Here is a 15,318-nt window from a genome sequence, read left to right as displayed (position 1 = left end):
ATGAATAAACAGCTTTACATAAACGAAATTCAGGTTCTTTTTGATGATGTGCAGAGAGCCAGGATCTTTGAAGATCAGAAGATGATGACGGATGCAGTTCCTATGTTTCCTGTTTCGGAGATCAATGCGGAATATGAAAAGGAAAAAGGAAATGCAGGATTTGATCTGAAAAATTTTGTGATGAAGAATTTCGATTTTCCCGGAGCCAGGATTTCAATTCAAAGGGAAGGCCAGCTGCCGATTGACCAGCACATTGAAAAGCTCTGGGATGAATTGACTCGTACCGCTTATGAAGAAAAAGGAACACTCTTGAAACTTCCAAAGCCATACATTGTTCCGGGAGGACGTTTTAATGAGTTTTTCTATTGGGACAGCTATTTTATAATGCTTGGGTTACAGGTTTCCGGAAGAACAGAAATGATGGAAAATATTGTGGAAAACTGTTCGTATTTAATCCAGAATGTAGGTTTTGTTCCGAATGCAAGCAGGACGCATTTCCTGAGCCGCTCCCAGCCGCCATACTTTTCGCTGATGCTTGATCTGCTTTTTGAAACTACCAATGATGAGAACATTTACATTAAATACCATGATACTTTGGAGAAAGAATATGCTTTCTGGATGAATGGGGAAGAATGGCTGGAGAATGATTCCACAGTGAAAAGGGTGGCAAAAACGAAAAACGGGGATATTCTGAACCGGTATTATGATGCAGAAAATGCACCACGCCCTGAAAGCTACCTGATTGATATTGAGGATAGTGAAAATACAGGCGAGGAATTTTACAGAAATATAAGAAGCGCCTGTGAATCCGGCTGGGACTTTTCCAGCAGATGGTTTGCAGACGGAGAACATATACAGACGATAGAAACACTGAACATAGCAGAAGTAGACCTGAACAGCCTTTTATGGCATCTGGAGAAAACTTTAGCCCAATCTTCAGCGCTTCTGAATCTGGCAGATAAAGAAAATTATTTTACTGAAAGAGCAGCAAGACGCAGACAGATGATCAACAAATACTTTTGGGATGAAAACACTGAATGTTATAAAGATTATCACTTAAAAAAACACAAAAACACACCGTCTGAACATATTGCTGCTCTTTACCCTTTATTTCTAGGACTGGCAGATCAAGTGCAGGCTGAAGGTGTTGCCAAAAACATTTCTGATAAATTTCTTTATCAGGGAGGACTTGTAACTACTACAAAGAAAAGTGGCCAACAATGGGACCTTCCGAATGCTTGGGCACCTTATCAATGGCTGGGATTTAAAGCAATGAAAAGCTATGGTTTCGACCAGCTTGCCGAAGAAATAAAAAACAACTGGTGCGGAAACGTGGAAAGAGTATACAACAACACCGGTAAATTAATGGAAAAGTATAATGCATTGGACACTGAAACCATTGCAGGAGGTGGAGAATATCCGAATCAGGACGGATTCGGGTGGACCAATGGGGTCTATCTCAAATTAAAACAAAACTAACTATATAAAAATCATGCTATGAAAAAAAGATCGATATTTTTAATGGCTGCCACTGCTACGCTATATTTTAACAATGCGTATGCTCAGGAAACGCCTCAGGACTCTATCAAGACGTCTTCCATAGATCAGATCGTTATTACCGGAAACTCCGGACCGAAAAAGAAAATAGAATCCAGTACGGCTATTTCCACTTTTACAGCAAAAGAAATCCAGAAGCAGAACCCAATCAGTGCTGCTGCACTTTTACAGAGGGTTCCGGGGTTTGCCGTAGAAACGTCAGGAGGTGAAGTAGGGAACAACCTTTTTGCAAGAGGTATTCCTTCTGCCGGTGCTTATGAATTTGTACAGGTACAGGAAGATGGCCTTCCGGTTTTTGAAGACGGGGCCCTTCAGTTTGCCAATGCAGATAATTTTTTCCGCGTAGATAATTCAGTAAGCCGTCTGGAAGCATTGAGAGGAGGTTCAGGTTCCATTTATGCTAATAACTCTCCGGGAGGTCTTATCAACTTTATTACTAAAGAAGGGAGTAATGATTTTAAAGGAACTGCCAAGCTTGAAACCAGCACTTACGGCCTTATGCGTACCGATCTTAACCTAGGCGGTGCTTTGGTTCAGGATAAGCTGTTCTTTAATGTTGGCGGATTCTACCGGACAGATAATGGAATCAGAAAGACAGGTTTCAGAGCCAATAACGGCGGGCAGATCAGAATGAACCTTAAGTATGTCTTCGATAAAGGCTATGCGAAAGTATATTACAAAAAACTGGATGACAGAAATACTTTCTTCTTACCGATTCCTCTGACACAAAACGGAAACGATTTAAAAGAATTCTCCGGCTTTGATCCGAACTACGGAACTTACAGCTACAGAACAATCAGCCAGCTGAATATTCCTCAGGCAGGAGGCGGTTTTTTCAGCAGAAATCTGGAAGACGGAATTCATCCGAAAGTTGATGTTTTAGGTGCTGAATTTAAGTATGATCTTGGAAATAATTTCTCTGTTTTAAACAAAACAAGATATACCAATATCAATATGAATTATACAGGGATTTTCCCGGCAGGAGGCCCTCAAACCGGAGCAGGCTTTGCAAACGCCAATGGAATAACCGGAAATAATTATCAGTATTCATTAGTAAGCAGTGGTGCACTTGTGAATCCTGCTTTTGTTCAGGAATTAGGTTTCTGGGCTATTGATAAGCAAATGAATAATTTTGTGAATGATCTTCAGTTCAATTATAAATTTGACAAAGGAAATGTAACAGCAGGTTTCTATAAATCAAACTGGAAATCCCATCAGTACTGGAACTGGAGTAATATTTTGACAACAGCAACAGACAAGCCGCAACTTCTTAATTTGGTTGATACTTCTCTTACTCCAAACTCTACAGGCTATTCTAAAACCTATAACGGAGTTACGGATATGTCTTTCCTGTTGAGAGACTCTCAGGTTCAGGGAAGCTTGAATGATCTGTATGCAAATCTGGATTATAATGTTACAGATAATCTGAGCATTAATGCAGGTCTTCGTTATAGCCGTGATTTCTACAAAGGATATTCTGTAAATACCACAACTGCAAACCTGAATAATTCAGGGCTGACTACTGATGGAACACATAGTTTTGCCACAACAACAGCAGATGATAACATGAGTGTTCTGGGAAATAAATATAACTACTGGAGTTATGACATTGATAAGGTTTCTTATACTTTGGCAACGAACTATAAAATCAATAAGGAAAATGCTGTTTACGCCCGTTTTTCTCACGGATTCAGATCACCAAATGAAGAGGCATATTATAATTATTTTACCACTCCTAACCCGGATCAGCCGTTAAAGCCTGTATTAACCAATCAGGTAGAAGTGGGGTACAAATATTATTCCCGTACATTTGATGTTGCAGTGATTCCTTTTTATTCCACACTTAAAAATCTGTCATTTACAGATGTATTTTCCAATGGAACTTCAGAAAACACCTTTGCCAACACTAAAAATTATGGAGTTGAGCTTGAAGGGTATGCAAGATTGTTTAACAATATATTGGAACTTACTTTCAACGGAACCATTCAGAATCCAAAATACAGTGGATTGGAAGAGGGAAGCCTTTTGGAAGGAAATGTGGTAAGAAGAATGCCAAAACTGTATTTTAATATTTCACCAGCTGTGAATATTACAAAACAGTGGAGAACCTATGTAAGCTATAATTACTATGGAAAACGTTTTCAGGATCAGTTGAATGTCCAGACTTTACCGTCATTCAGTGAATTTGGAGCCGGAATGTCTTATCAGCTTGGAAAAATCCGTTTTGCAGTTGATGGAACAAATATCTTTAATACGATCGGTATTACGGAAGGTGACCCAAGAGCAGGTTCTCCAACCGGAGACGGAACTATTATGGCAAGACCAATTATGGGTGCAGCCGTAAGAGCTTCCATTACCCTTGATTTCTAATACTTATATTTTCTTCATAAAAAACCGTCAGGATATTTTTTCTGGCGGTTTTATTTTTGATTGTGAATGTCAATAGTGAATTTTGCTTCGCAAGTGAATGGTGAATTTTTAGAGTCAAGAACCAAGAGCCAAGATGCCAGATTTCAGACTTTCACCCGCAACAATTAACCTCGCATCCCGCACTTCGAAACTCTCAAATCCTATCGCCCAAATCCTCTTATCGCGTTCTACTTAAAAAACGGATTATACTGCTTCTCGAATCCAATCGTTGTAGGATTTCCATGACCTGAGAAAACCTGGGTCTCATCATCCAAAATAAATAACTTATTCGTTATACCAGTGATCAGTTGGTCATAATTTCCCTTATAAAGATCGGTTCTTCCAATGCTGCCTTCAAACAGGACATCACCTGAAATCATGAATTTCTGGCCTTCATTATGGTATACTATACTTCCCGGAGAATGTCCCGGAACGTGGTAAATCTTAAACTTTTCTCCATCCAGCTCCAACTCTTCACCTTCTTTAACGTATATAATGTCTACTTTTACAGGATCTACAGAGAATCCGAATCTCATTCCGCTTGCCTGAAGCATATCCAGTACTTCCTGGTCATCCTGATGCATATGAACCGGAACCTTAAAAGCGTCAAAAGCCCACTGTAATCCTAAAACGTGATCAATATGAGCATGGGTAAGAAGAATCTTCTCTATTTTCAGTCCGCTTTCAGAAATAAAGCTTTCAATAGCTTTGGTTTCCTGTTCGTTCATATTTCCCGGGTCAATCAGCCAGGCATTTTTATTTTCGTTGTAAAGGATGTAGGTATTTTCGCTGGCAAAATTGAACACGAAGCCTTGAATCTGAAGCATAACTGATATTTTTTATTTCAAAAGTACGATATTATTAAGAAAATACCGATTTTTCGCTATCTTCGTCATAATGAAAACTTTGCGAATACTTTTACTTTCTTTAAGCGGACTAGCTTTTGGACAAAACATCCAGAGCATCCAATTATTCAACCCGCAGACGAATGATGAAACACCAGTCATCAAATTCGGTGAACAGCTGGTTTTAAGCTTTGATGACCTTACGAATGCCAGTGAAATCTACAGATATACGATCAAACATTACGACAGAAACTGGAATGATGACAACCTGTTTTTTACACAGTTTGCTACCGGAAGTCTGAATGATCTTTTGGATCAGTTCCAGTATTCTTTCAATACCTTGCAGGCTTACACTCACTACAAGCTTACATTTCCAAATGATAAGATACAGCCGAAAATATCGGGAAATTATGAGCTGATCGTTTATAAAGATTCAGCAGACAGGCCACTTTTTAAAAGACGTTTTTATCTGGTAGAAGATGCTGCCACAGTTGCTTTGAATATTTCAAGAATAGCGGATGCTAAGAATCCTAATGTTAATCAAAGGGTAGAGGTGAAAGCCACCTCAAAAGGTGGAGACCTGTCCTCCAATGTTAATTCCATGACCTTAAATGTCATGCAGAACAACAATCCGAATATTGTTGTGAATAATATGAAGCCAAGTGCTACATTGGGAAATCAGTTGCTTTTCCAGCAAATGAACTTAACATTTCCCGGCAATAACGAATTCTATTATTTTGATAATAAGAATATGAATATGGCGGCAGATATGGTAAGCGCTACAGAACTTAAGGATGGGGTCAATCAGACTTATCTTCATCCTGTCTGGGCTTTTCCTCTTAATTATCAGTACCAGCCTGATGTAAACGGTGCATGGTACTACAGAAGAAATGATCTGGGACTGGAAAGAAACGCTGAAAGAGAAGCTGACTATTCATGGGTTTATTTTTCTTTAGATTCTGATCCTGTAGATAAGGAAATTTATGTGCTGGGAGGTTTTAATGATTTTAAACCGAGCAAAGAAAACCAGATGCAGTACGATGCTGCCAATAAAAAATATGTAGCCAGAATATTTCTGAAACAGGGGTTCTATAATTATATCCTTGCTACAAAAGAAAGCAACGGATCTCTGAACTTCGGAGAAGTAAATGGTAATTTCTGGCAGACTGAAAACCTGTATCAGGCATTTTTGTATTATGCACCTTTCGGACGTAATTATGACGGTCTGATGGGATATGGTGAATTCAGAACGCCAGTAAGATAATTAGATAATATTCACCTTTTTCAGGCGAGACATGAATAAAAAAACCTTATAGAAATTATAAGGTTTTTTTGCCAGTGGCATATAAATATAATAATAGTTTTCAGATCGTTTTTGCTAATTCAATTCTTTAAAAATAGCTGTTATAAATAAATTTTCTTCGTTTTCGAAAACATAATGAATAATTACAGGGAAGTTTTCCATTTTATTCACAGCAATTTCACTGGATTTTATGGTTGAAGTTGCCAGGATCTGATTGATGGATGCTTTCAGATCTTCAAGAAAATCTATCCCTTTATTTTCTTTTTCCGTATTAAAAACACGCATAAGCAGCCTTATGTCATTTTTGGCAATAGAAGAGAGAAGAACATTCATTTTTTAGGCACAGTTCATTTTCAGGTCGGAAATATTTTCATAAAAATCAAGTTTTGTTTTAGGGTTTTCCTGATGAAACTGAATTCTGTACAAAACTTCGTCAATCTGAAACTGGGGAACCGATAGCCTGTTTTGGATTTCTAAATTCTCAACCATTTTTGCTAAGGTTTCCAGCAATTCAGGTGTAAAATTTTCAATCTTATGTACTAAAATTTTGGCTGTTGCATTCATCATTTCTAATTTTTTGGGTTAATGAAGCTGTTTGATAGGGTAAAGGTAATAAAAAATATATAATTATTTAATTTTATTTTGAAAAAATAAGGGGTGAATGTTATTTAATTATGTTTTTAATTGATTATGTGTATTTATTTGGGGGGGTGTTGATTTATTTATTTTTTTTGTTACTTGGCTTTTTACTGAAATGATTAAATAATTAAAGCCTCCTTTAATTATTTAATCATTGATATTATGCATTGCATATCGAAAAAAATATTTCATAAAATATGGAATTACATAAAAATTATTAGTCTATAATTTTTATAGAGATAAAAATATTTTGAATTAACTTCAATGTTTTTAAAAAATAGTTAAATTAAAGATAATTATTTTGTTTATTTTTTAAATTTTATCTACTAGTGTTATTGTTTCTTTGCGAAAAAGATATAAATTCGTTCTCACGTTCAAACAAATAATATTTTTATGAAAACAAAATTTATCTTTGCAGTCAGTATTGCAGCCTCTGCCTTTGTTTTTGGGCAGGAAAATCCATCAAAACTAATCTCTGGTAAAAACGGGCTTCACGCAGAACTGATCAGGTTCGATAAAAACGGACCGGACTTTAAAGGACAGCCGGTTTTATTTGATGAAACATCTAAAAGAGTTTCACAGGGAGAAGGTTTAAAACTAGATTCAGAAAAAGATGCACTTGGTTTTGAAACCCACAGATTCCAGCAGACAATCAATGGTATTCCTGTAGAATATGGAATGATGGCAGTGCAGACAAAAGGGGGCAAAGTAGTAGGGGAAACCGGGAAATGGATCCTTAAAGCACCCGCATCTGCAGAAAAAAAACCAGCTATCTCTGAAAGTATTGCCTTGCAGAGTGCCTTATCTTTTGTAGGAGCAGATTCTTATAAATGGCAGAACAAAGAAGAAGAGGAATTCCTTAAAAACGAATCCAAAAATCCTAATGCAAGTTTTGCTCCAAAAGGAGAACTGGTGTACTATTCAGATCCTTCTGATGAAAAGCTGGCTGATCTGAAACTAGCTTACAAATTTGATATCTATGCAGAAAAACCGTTAAGCAGACAATACGTTTTCGTAGATGCTAAAAATGGTGCAGTTTTAGGAACTGATGCATTAATTCACGAAACCAATGCTCCCGGAACCGCTACAACTGTTTATAGCGGAAACAGATCTATTGTGGCAGATTCATACAATGGAAGCTACAGATTAAGAGAAGCAGGAAGAAATGGAGGAACTGCTGTAGAAACTTACAATCTTAAAAAAGGTACTAATTATTCCAATGCTACAGATTTTACAGATACAGATAATAACTGGAATAATGTGAACTCAGCTTTAGATCAATATGCTACCGACGCACATTGGGGAGCTGAAATGACATTAGATTATTATTATACAAAATTTGGAAGAAAAAGTATAGACAATAATAATTTTGCCATAAAATCTTATGTTCATTATTCCAGAAATTATTTTAATGCATTTTGGGATGGAAGCAGAATGACTTATGGAGATGGTAGTTCTACAAACGGAAATAAACCGTTAACTGCTCTTGATGTTTGTGGACATGAAATTACCCATGGTTTGACTACTAAAACAGCAAACCTTGCTTATCAAAGAGAGTCAGGAGCATTGAATGAAGGTTTTTCTGATATTTTCGGAAACAGTATAGAACTTTGGGCTAGACCAACTCAGGCAAGCTGGAAACTGGGAGAGGATTTTAATTATGTGATCAGAGATATGGCTAATCCTAATGCTTACAGTCAGCCTGATACTTATATGGGAACTTACTGGAAAAATGCAAGTAGCACTTGTACGCCTACAGGAGGAGCAACAGGTAATGATTATTGCGGAGTTCATACCAACTCCGGTGTGCTTAACTTCTGGTATTATTTATTGGTAAACGGTGGAACCGGAACTAATGACAAAGGCTTTGCCTATAATGTTACAGGAATCGGGTTAGATAAGGCAGCAGCAATTGCTTACAGAACACTGACGACCTATCTTACTTCTTCTTCTACCTATGCCAACGCAAGAACTTCTTCTCTTCAGGCAGCGGCAGATCTATACGGTGCTGGCGGAGTTGAAGTTACTCAGGTAACCAATGCATGGAATGCAGTAGGTGTTGGCGGAGGAACTTCTGCAGCAGGAAAAGTAGCAGCACAAGAGGCTTTACTTTACACTATCAGCCCGAATCCGGCTACCGATAAATTCACTGTTGAATTTGAAGGAAAAGAAGGAAATGGAGTTGTAGAATTAGTTGGTTTAACAGGGAAAAAAGAAATTTCTGAAAAAATCAAAATTACAGAAGGTAAAAATAAAGTAGATATTCAGCTTCCATCTAATATACTTTCCGGAATATATGTAGTGACGGTTAATGGGCAGAAAGCAGGAAACCTGATTAAAAAATAAATTTTAATATATTTCTAAAAAGGGCCACAAAATTTATTTTGTGGCCCTTTGTTATTTTATAGATTCACTTATACTAAGTAGAAATCATTCAACTTTTCCTCACACAGGATCTTTACCACCTCTATCCAGCGGTCTTCATCGTTAAGGCATGGAATGTAGTGGAAATTCTCTCCGCCTCCATGCAGAAACTGTTCCTTACCTTCCACTGAAATTTCTTCCAGGGTTTCCAGGCAATCAGAAACAAAAGCCGGGCAAACAATAGCCAGGTTTTTCACTCCTTTTTTCGGAATCGTTTCTAATGTTTCATCCGTATAAGGTTCTATCCATTTGTCTTTTCCTAATCTTGACTGGAAAGAAACAATTGTTTTTTCTTTTGGAAGCCCTATTTTGGCGATCACCGATTGTGTAGTTTTATAACACTGATGACGGTAACAGAACTGGTGGCTTGGATTGTTATCTCTTGAACAACAGTCGTTAAGATTACATGTTTTTGTAGGATCTGTCTTATAAATATGTCTTTCAGGAACCCCATGATAGGAGAACTGCAGAACATCAAAATTTTCCGGAAGTTTTTCCTTGATGCTTTCTGCCAGGCAGTTAATATAAATATCCCTGTTGTAAAAAGGCTGTATATAATTAATCTTTACTTTAGGAAACTTCTTTTTCCTTACTTCCTCTGCTTTTTCAATCACTGTTTCCGTTGTACTCATCGCATATTGTGGGTATAATGGAAATAAAACGATCTCTGAAACTCCCTGATCAACTAATTTTTGAATTCCTGCTTCAATACTCGGTTGCGCATATCTCATCCCGATTTCTACAGGTACATCCACTACTTTCTGTAGCTTTTCCCGGATTTTTTCAGTAATGACAATTAAAGGAGAGCCTTCATCCGTCCATACTGTTTTATAGGCTTCTGCAGATTTGGCAGGTCTCGTTTTTAGAATAATCCCCTGAACCAGCAAAGCACGGAAAATCCAGCGGTAATCAATTACCCTTTCATCCATTAAAAATTCATCAAGATATTCCTTTACATCATTTACAGCCGTAGATTTTGGAGAACCAAGATTGACCAGTAAAATTCCTTTTTTGTCCAATACTTTAATTTTTATTAAGAAACAGTGTTTTCGAAATCTGTTATCATTGTTGATACTTCGGCAAAGATATCACTTTCAGCCAAGCCGTTAGCGTTAAATTTTCCCTTTATACCTTTTATTAAAAGCTGATGCCGATCTTCTGTTCTGGCCCCAAGTGTTTTCAAAATCATGACCAGTTCTTCATGTCCCTTTTCCCCGTTGGCAGAAGCTGTTACTACAGCAACCGGCTTTTCGGAAAATACAGTGGTGGAAACACACCATTCCAGTAAGTTTTTCAGCCTGCTGGGAATACTGAAAATATATTCAGGGGTAGAAAATAAAACGCCGTCTGCATTTTCAATCTCCTTCCTGATTTTCAATACTTCATCAGGAGTATCGTTGTCCGTTAATGAAGTATCAAAATGGGGGAGAACCGAAAGGTCATCCCGGATTTTGAAATCAATATCCGGATGTTGATCCAGAACCTGTTCTATTAATTTCTGATTGCTGGAATATTTTGTAGCACTTCCGATGATGACCAGAATATTTTTCCCGGGTGACATAGTAAAACTCTATTATCCGTTTACAGCTTCCACTTTTTCCACTAAATCCGGAACAAATTGCTTTAAAATATTCTCAATTCCGTTTTTCAGTGTAGCGGTAGAGCTTGGACATCCTGAACAGGCTCCCTGTAAAAGCATTTTGGCTGTTTTATTTTCCTGGTCATATTCCATCAGGGAAATTTTTCCACCGTCATTTTCCACTGCAGGAGCTACATATTCATTTAAAATATCTGAAATCTTCTGTTCGTCATCCGTATATTCTCTGTTGATGATTTTTTCAACAGGATTTTCATGCTTCTGAGGTGCAAGGTTTGAAATTTCTCCTCCGTTCTGAAGATATTCAGCGATGAATCCGCGCACAGCCATCATTACCTGGTGCCATTCCACAGAATCATCCCTTGTTACAGCCACAAAATTGTCGGAAATAAAGACTTCTTTTGTAAAATCGAACTCATTAAAAATAGCCTGAGCCAAAGGAACCCCTTCCGCTTCTTCTTTTGACTTTACTTCTACAAACCCCTCAATAAGCAGTCTGTTAGAAACAAATTTCATGGCATTGGGATTAGGTGTCATTTCCGCATAGATCTGATAAAGCTCCTTTTTTTTCTGAAGGTAAATTCTTGGGTTCGCCAATAATTCATCTTCAATAATATTTTTCAGGCTTTCAGCTACATGTTCCCATTCTACCGTGTCCTGTTTCGCTACAGCTACAAAATTGGCCGTAATGAAAATTCTTTCCACAAAAGGATAATTGAAAAGTTCCTGGGCTAAAGGAATTTCTGAAATATCTGAACTTCTGTCCAACTCTAAAGATCCCGGGATCAGGTTATAATCCGCGACAAATTTCATCACTTTCGTGTTTTCAGTTGGTTCTATAAGTATCGTACGCATTTTTTCGTTAAATTTGAGATACAAAAATACGCAATTAGAAATTAGAAGTCGGAGATTGGAAATTAGATTTTTGCTATCACGGTTATTTAAAAATCGAACTTGGAAGTTTAAAGAAGCTGCTGCAGGAATTATTATTTTTAAATTGACTCATTTTCAAATTATCAAATCAAAATTATGGCAATCGTAAAAGAACTTTTAGGAAAAACACCTCAGATAGGAGAGGGTACATTTTTGGCAGAAACGGCAACCATTATTGGGGATGTTACCATGGGAAAGGACTGCAGTATCTGGTATAATGCAGTGATCAGAGGAGATGTGCATTACATCAGAATGGGGGATAAGGTAAATGTTCAGGATAATGCCATGCTGCACTGTACCTATCAGAAACACCCATTGAATATAGGAAATAATGTTTCCATCGGACACAATGCCATCGTTCATGGCTGCACCATTAAGGATAATGTACTGATTGGGATGGGAGCAATCGTTATGGATGACTGCCTGGTAGAAGAAAACTCTATTGTAGGAGCCGGCTCTGTAGTGACGCAGGGAACCCACATCAAGTCAGGAGAAGTCTGGGGCGGAGTTCCGGCAAAAAAAATAAAAGATATTTCTGCACAGCTACTGGAAGGTGAAGTCAACAGGATTGCGGATAATTATGTGAAATACTCTTCATGGTATAAGGAGAATCTGAAAGTTTAGGAAGGTAAAGAAGTTTCGTGTTGCGGGATTCGGGTTTTAGAGTGGGAGAGTTAGAGGGTGTGAGATGATGAAAGTCCTGCGCTCTAATAATGTGAAATAAAATCTCATATCTGAAATCTTGTATCTGAAGTCTAAAGTCTTGACTCTTAATTCTCAACTCTAAAAATTCACCATTCACTTGCGAAGCAAAATTCGCCATTTACCTTAAAAAAAGCTCTATCATAACGACAGAGCTTTTTTTTGATCCTTAGTATTAACTCCTGAGTGAGTTTTTATTGTTGAAGATTCAACAGGATATCAAACCTTTGCTTTGATTTTTTATTTATTGTTCCGCTGTTATAAGCTGTGCTTTTCCGTTAATACATTTTACGGATGTAGGAGGCATTACCATCATACAGTCCGAAGTAATATTATATTTTTCATTGAAGGCTTTTACCTTCTGCGTATATTCCTCAATTCTTGGAAGAATGGTGGTTTCTATTTTTTTAGGATAGGCAATGTATTGCTGAGGTCCGCCGCAGGCTTTGGCTCCCATTGGGGCAAAAGTCCATTCGGAGGCATTGGTACATTTTTCTCCGGATGCTTCAGATTCAATGGATGCTTTTAATTTATCCAGCTGGGCCTGTTCATATTTCTGACTGTCCTCATCTGCAGGCCGTTCAGAAATATCTTTAGGAAGATTGGTATTGACGTTCTTGGATGTATTGCATGAAACCAAGGCAAATAGAGTGCATAATACTAATAGTGGAGTATATATGAAATTTTTTTTCATTATAATTTCTTTTCTGTTAAAGAATTTTCAAAAGTTATGCCAAGGTAAGAAAATCAAATTCATTTCCGTAATTTTGAAGCACAATGAACAATCATTTTTTTGACTTAATAGAGCATACGAACAGAAGCGTTTTCCTTACGGGAAAAGCAGGGACCGGGAAAACCACTTTTCTTAATGAATTTGTAAAGAAAACGAGGAAGAAGTATATTGTGGTTGCTCCTACAGGAATTGCCGCAATTAATGCAGGAGGAGTTACCATCCATTCCATGTTTGGGCTGCCGTTAAGGACTTTTTTACCTACTACTGATCGTATTGATGGAAGCTTGGCGAATAATATTGCCGACCTGATGCCTCATTTCAAATACAGAAAAGATAAGCTTAAGCTATTAAGGGAGGTGGAAGTTCTTATTATTGATGAGGTTTCCATGCTGCGGGCTGATGTTCTTGATATGATGGATTTCTCACTGAGATTCATCAGAAGAAACAACCAACGTTTCGGTGGGGTACAGATGCTGTTCATTGGAGATCTTTATCAGCTCCCTCCTGTGGTGCGGGACGAACATATTTTGAAGATATGCTATGAGTCACCTTTTTTCTTTGACAGTCATGCTATTAAAGATATTCCGTTACTGACGATTGAGCTGACTAAAGTTTACAGACAATCGGATGAGAAGTTCCTGGATATTCTCAACGCCATCCGTGACGGAGATGTAGCCAATATAAACTTTGACGACCTTAATAGAAGATACGACCCTGATTTTAAAGCAGGAACAGAATCTTACGTTTATCTGTGTTCGCATAATAAGATGGCAGATGAAATCAACCAGGAAAAACTGGAAGAAATTGATCTGACTGTAAAGACCTATGAAGCTAAGCTTTTCGGCGATTTTAAGGAAAATCAGTTTCCGAACGAGCAGTTTCTAGAATTAAAAGTCGGGGCACAGGTGATGTTCATCAGAAATGATATTACCGGTGAGAAGAAATATTTCAATGGAAAGCTGGGTGAAATTTCTGCTTTGGATGATAATGAGATCAAAGTGGTTCTTGATGGCAGCGAAAGGGAAATAACGGTTAAAAGAGAAGTCTGGGAACAGAAAAAATATTTCCTTGATACTGAAAAAAACATCAAAGAAGAAGTTTTGGGAAGCTTCGAGCAGTTTCCGGTCAAGCTGGCATGGGCGGTTACCATCCATAAAAGCCAGGGGCTGACGTTTGATAATGTGATCATTGATGCCGGAAAAAGCTTTACAGCCGGACAGGTTTATGTGGCTTTGTCAAGATGCAGGACATTGGAAGGAATTGTTTTAAAGTCTAAAATCACACCCGAAGTTATTTTCAAAGATAACAGGATCCTGCAGTTCCAGGGAAGTACCTTAGCCAATGACAATGTAGAAGCCATCCTGAACCGTGAAAAATATGATTATAGCATCAAAAAAGTACTCCGTACGGTAAACTGTCTGTGGTTTCTGAATGAAGTGGAAGAGTGGAATAAACTTTCAGTCACTACAAAAAATATTGACCATGTAAAGACCAATCAACTTTATCTCCAGCTGAAGCATGAAACTGCCAACCTTGGAAAAATCTTCGAAAAGCTGGAAAGAGTGATCTCCCAGAAAGTGAATAATTTTATTGAGAACAAGGAAGAATGGTCTGATATTGAAAGTAAAACCAAAGGAGCGGTTAATTTCTTTTTTACAGAAATCAGGGACAAGGTTTTTAATCCGCTGAAAGAATTTTATGCTGAAATTAAAGGAGCAAAAGGTCTGAAACAGTACAATGAGGAATTCAGAAACTGGCTGGAAGATACCGAAGAATACCTGAACAGCCTGAAAGAAATCCATTTACTGGAAACGAAACTTTTAGATGAGAAAAATGATAAGGAAATCAATTTAAAGATTGCAAAAGTTCCTTCACAGGTTCTCACCTTCCAACTATTTGAGCAAGGAAAAACCATTGGAGAAATTGCTTTGGAAAGAGGTTTGGTAAAAGAAACCGTAATCGGGCATCTGGCAAAATTTGCAGAGCAGGGGTTGCTTGATATTTCAAGAGTGATTACTTCGGATAAGATCAAAGCTTTTGAGAATGAATTCTATAAAAATCCCCACGAAACCTTAACGGAATGGAAGAATGCCTTGCCAAATGATTTTGAGTTTAATGAGATCAGGATTCTGATTAATCATTATAATTTTAAGAAAGAGAAGGGGAGATAGTTTTG

Annotated in this window: 13 protein-coding genes; 6 read left to right on the top strand and 7 right to left on the bottom strand. The window is 37.5% G+C overall.

Annotation, left to right across the window (positions count from 1 at the left end):
- Both ACM40_RS09470 and ACM40_RS09465 read left to right on the top strand, forming a co-directional pair.
- Positions 1-1,479 carry a trehalase family glycosidase gene (locus ACM40_RS09470; protein ID WP_048502550.1) on the top strand — a complete coding sequence of 493 codons (1,479 nt, stop codon included), beginning with the start codon at positions 1-3 and terminating at the stop codon, positions 1,477-1,479.
- 18 nt (positions 1,480-1,497) lie between these two features.
- On the top strand, positions 1,498-3,927 hold the full coding sequence (locus ACM40_RS09465; protein ID WP_048502549.1) for a TonB-dependent receptor: 2,430 nt from the start codon (positions 1,498-1,500) through the stop codon (positions 3,925-3,927).
- Positions 3,928-4,154: 227 nt separating this feature from the next.
- Here ACM40_RS09465 and ACM40_RS09460 read toward each other — a convergent pair whose 3' ends face one another.
- Positions 4,155-4,793: an MBL fold metallo-hydrolase gene (locus tag ACM40_RS09460; protein ID WP_048502548.1), complete on the bottom strand. Its 639-nt coding sequence runs from the start codon at positions 4,791-4,793 to the stop codon at positions 4,155-4,157.
- Between the two features lie 70 nt (positions 4,794-4,863).
- Here ACM40_RS09460 and ACM40_RS09455 point away from each other — a divergent pair, with 70 nt between their 5' ends.
- Entirely contained in the window at positions 4,864-6,075 is a 1,212-nt protein-coding gene (locus tag ACM40_RS09455) for a type IX secretion system plug protein domain-containing protein (protein ID WP_048502547.1), read from the top strand.
- Positions 6,076-6,189: 114 nt separating this feature from the next.
- Here ACM40_RS09455 and ACM40_RS09450 read toward each other — a convergent pair whose 3' ends face one another.
- Entirely contained in the window at positions 6,190-6,447 is a 258-nt protein-coding gene (locus ACM40_RS09450; protein WP_048502546.1) for a hypothetical protein, read from the bottom strand.
- A 3-nt stretch (positions 6,448-6,450) separates the two neighbouring features.
- On the bottom strand, positions 6,451-6,681 hold the full coding sequence (locus ACM40_RS09445) for a hypothetical protein (RefSeq protein WP_131705353.1): 231 nt from the start codon (positions 6,679-6,681) through the stop codon (positions 6,451-6,453).
- 465 nt (positions 6,682-7,146) lie between these two features.
- Between ACM40_RS09445 and ACM40_RS09440 the strand changes: the two genes are divergently transcribed.
- A complete protein-coding gene (locus ACM40_RS09440) occupies positions 7,147-9,099 on the top strand; it encodes a M4 family metallopeptidase (protein ID WP_048502544.1) in 1,953 nt (650 codons plus the stop codon).
- A 68-nt stretch (positions 9,100-9,167) separates the two neighbouring features.
- Here ACM40_RS09440 and hemH read toward each other — a convergent pair whose 3' ends face one another.
- From hemH to ACM40_RS09425, 3 genes are read right to left on the bottom strand one after another with little or no spacing between them, the layout of a single operon-like run.
- Positions 9,168-10,196 carry a ferrochelatase gene (hemH, locus tag ACM40_RS09435; protein WP_048502543.1) on the bottom strand — a complete coding sequence of 343 codons (1,029 nt, stop codon included), beginning with the start codon at positions 10,194-10,196 and terminating at the stop codon, positions 9,168-9,170.
- Positions 10,197-10,210: 14 nt separating this feature from the next.
- On the bottom strand, positions 10,211-10,738 hold the full coding sequence (locus ACM40_RS09430) for an NADPH-dependent FMN reductase (RefSeq protein ID WP_048502542.1): 528 nt from the start codon (positions 10,736-10,738) through the stop codon (positions 10,211-10,213).
- A 12-nt stretch (positions 10,739-10,750) separates the two neighbouring features.
- On the bottom strand, positions 10,751-11,629 hold the full coding sequence (locus ACM40_RS09425; protein ID WP_048502541.1) for an iron-sulfur cluster biogenesis protein NfuA: 879 nt from the start codon (positions 11,627-11,629) through the stop codon (positions 10,751-10,753).
- A 174-nt stretch (positions 11,630-11,803) separates the two neighbouring features.
- On the opposite strand from ACM40_RS09425, the gene ACM40_RS09420 reads away from it, so the two are divergent.
- Positions 11,804-12,331: a gamma carbonic anhydrase family protein gene (locus ACM40_RS09420; protein WP_048502540.1), complete on the top strand. Its 528-nt coding sequence runs from the start codon at positions 11,804-11,806 to the stop codon at positions 12,329-12,331.
- A 322-nt stretch (positions 12,332-12,653) separates the two neighbouring features.
- Here the strand turns inward: ACM40_RS09420 and ACM40_RS09415 are convergent, their stop codons facing one another.
- On the bottom strand, positions 12,654-13,103 hold the full coding sequence (locus tag ACM40_RS09415; protein WP_048502539.1) for a hypothetical protein: 450 nt from the start codon (positions 13,101-13,103) through the stop codon (positions 12,654-12,656).
- 83 nt (positions 13,104-13,186) lie between these two features.
- Between ACM40_RS09415 and ACM40_RS09410 the strand changes: the two genes are divergently transcribed.
- Entirely contained in the window at positions 13,187-15,313 is a 2,127-nt protein-coding gene (locus ACM40_RS09410; RefSeq protein WP_048502538.1) for a helix-turn-helix domain-containing protein, read from the top strand.
- Positions 15,314-15,318 lie beyond the last annotated feature (5 nt).

The organism is Chryseobacterium sp. BLS98 (assembly GCF_001045445.1).
Taxonomy (GTDB): domain Bacteria; phylum Bacteroidota; class Bacteroidia; order Flavobacteriales; family Weeksellaceae; genus Chryseobacterium.
This window is presented reverse-complemented; position numbering and strand designations above follow the sequence as displayed.

Excerpts from the sequence above, each read along its gene's own strand:
- ACM40_RS09460 (WP_048502548.1), bottom strand. The coding sequence starts at position 4,793 with ATGCTTCAGATTCAAGGCTTCGTGTTCAATTTTGCCAGCGAAAATACC.
- ACM40_RS09470 (WP_048502550.1), top strand. The coding sequence starts at position 1 with ATGAATAAACAGCTTTACATAAACGAAATTCAGGTTCTTTTTGATGAT.
- ACM40_RS09450 (WP_048502546.1), bottom strand. The coding sequence starts at position 6,447 with ATGAATGTTCTTCTCTCTTCTATTGCCAAAAATGACATAAGGCTGCTT.
- ACM40_RS09410 (WP_048502538.1), top strand. The coding sequence starts at position 13,187 with ATGAACAATCATTTTTTTGACTTAATAGAGCATACGAACAGAAGCGTT.
- ACM40_RS09420 (WP_048502540.1), top strand. The coding sequence starts at position 11,804 with ATGGCAATCGTAAAAGAACTTTTAGGAAAAACACCTCAGATAGGAGAG.
- ACM40_RS09425 (WP_048502541.1), bottom strand. The coding sequence starts at position 11,629 with ATGCGTACGATACTTATAGAACCAACTGAAAACACGAAAGTGATGAAA.
- ACM40_RS09465 (WP_048502549.1), top strand. The coding sequence starts at position 1,498 with ATGAAAAAAAGATCGATATTTTTAATGGCTGCCACTGCTACGCTATAT.
- ACM40_RS09430 (WP_048502542.1), bottom strand. The coding sequence starts at position 10,738 with ATGTCACCCGGGAAAAATATTCTGGTCATCATCGGAAGTGCTACAAAA.
- ACM40_RS09455 (WP_048502547.1), top strand. The coding sequence starts at position 4,864 with ATGAAAACTTTGCGAATACTTTTACTTTCTTTAAGCGGACTAGCTTTT.
- ACM40_RS09440 (WP_048502544.1), top strand. The coding sequence starts at position 7,147 with ATGAAAACAAAATTTATCTTTGCAGTCAGTATTGCAGCCTCTGCCTTT.
- ACM40_RS09445 (WP_131705353.1), bottom strand. The coding sequence starts at position 6,681 with ATGATGAATGCAACAGCCAAAATTTTAGTACATAAGATTGAAAATTTT.
- ACM40_RS09415 (WP_048502539.1), bottom strand. The coding sequence starts at position 13,103 with ATGAAAAAAAATTTCATATATACTCCACTATTAGTATTATGCACTCTA.